This window comes from Vibrio sp. 1F169 (genome assembly GCF_041439605.1).
Lineage (GTDB): Bacteria > Pseudomonadota > Gammaproteobacteria > Enterobacterales > Vibrionaceae > Vibrio > Vibrio tasmaniensis_A.
This window is the reverse complement of record NZ_JBGOOI010000161.1, coordinates 1-1,552: the sequence shown is the minus strand read 5'-3', so window position 1 is coordinate 1,552 and position 1,552 is coordinate 1. Positions and strand designations below refer to the sequence as shown.

The following is a 1,552-nucleotide window of genomic DNA, read 5'->3' as shown; positions in this document are numbered from 1 at the left end:
TGTAGGCGCAAAGTTGTAATGTCACTTTTTAGCAAAGTTAAAATGTCTCTTTTTTAGGTTCAACCGCTAACTTCATTCTTATGTGAACTTATCTAAGGAACATTGGGATGTTGGTAACTATGAGTGACAAAGACCTTTCACGATACAAAGTGATCAATGACGTTTGTGAGCGTCGCTTACGACGTTCGGATGCTGCCCAGCTCTTAAACTTGAGTGAACGCCAAGTGCAGCGTTTAATGAACCGCTTACGAGAATCCGGTGCGGCCAGTTTGGCACATGGAGCTCGCGGCAAGCCCAGTAATAATCGGATATCGAGTGATTATCGTCAGACTATCTTAACGCTTGTTCGTAAACACTATTCGGATTTTGCCCCAACGTTAGCAAGAGAAAAACTTATTGAGATCCATAACTTACCCATTTCTAATGAGACCTTACGTCAATGGATGATTGCTGATGGTCTCTGGGTGCCACATGCTCAGCGTCAACCTCGAGTGTACCAACCTCGTCATCGCAGAGACTGCCTAGGAGAACTGGTTCAGATTGATGGTTCTCACCATGATTGGTTCGAAGGCCGAAGTCCAAAATGCTGTCTGCTGGTTTTCATCGACGATGCAACTGGACGATTAATGAACCTGCGGTTTAGTGAAACGGAATCAGCCATTGACTATATGGTAACAACTCGAGAGTACTTAGAGACACACGGCAAGCCGCTTGCATTCTACAGTGACCGGCACGCAGTGTTTCATAACAGTAACAAGAATGCGGTTGAAGCTAAAAATCCTACGCAATATGGACGCATACTAAAAGAGCTTGGCATCGAATTAATCTGTGCGAACAGCTCACAAGCGAAAGGCCGAGTAGAACGAGCGAACCTAACACTTCAAGACCGCCTCATTAAAGAGATGCGACTACAAGGCATTAATACCATCAAAGAGGCCAATGCCTGGCTTCCCTACTTCATTACGGACTTCAATCAACGCTTTGCTAAACCCGCCAATTACCCAAAAGACATGCACCGTCCTATTAGAGAAACATCCGCAGATTTGGACGATATTTTTGCATGGCAGGTCGTTCGAAAACTATCAAAGTCGTTAACCTTTCAGTACGACCAGATTGTTTATTTGGTTGAAAATATTGAAGAAAACTCCCGCTTGGTTCATGAAAACGTATTGATTTTAGAGTACCCAAACGGCGACATTAGTGTGAGATACGGACATCGAGCATTGAGATATAAAGTGTTTGATAAACTGACCAAACTTGACCAAGGTCGAGTGGTTGAAAACAAAAGACTGGGACAAGTGTTACGTTTTGCTCAGGATAAACAAGATGAGTTTGAGGTTTCACAAAAACGTAAACGGAACAATAAAACGGCAAGCAGAACGGCTCAAAGACAGGCAATGAATGAGCAGCTACGCGCATTAAATCCAGTTTTAGAGAAGCCCGAACAATTCAAAGCAAGTCATACCAAGTAACCCACTACCCTTGATTCTTTTCTCCCAAAGGTGACATTTCTATTTGGGAGAAAAGAGGACATTTTAAAATGGGATTGACA

Annotated in this window: 1 protein-coding gene; it reads left to right on the top strand. The window is 43.2% G+C overall.

Features of this window, described 5'->3' with window-relative positions:
* Nucleotides 1–119 precede the first annotated feature (119 nt).
* Entirely contained in the window at nucleotides 120–1,472 is a 1,353-nt protein-coding gene (locus ACED53_RS23330; protein WP_102579856.1) for an ISNCY family transposase, read from the top strand.
* Nucleotides 1,473–1,552: the final 80 nt, after the last annotated feature.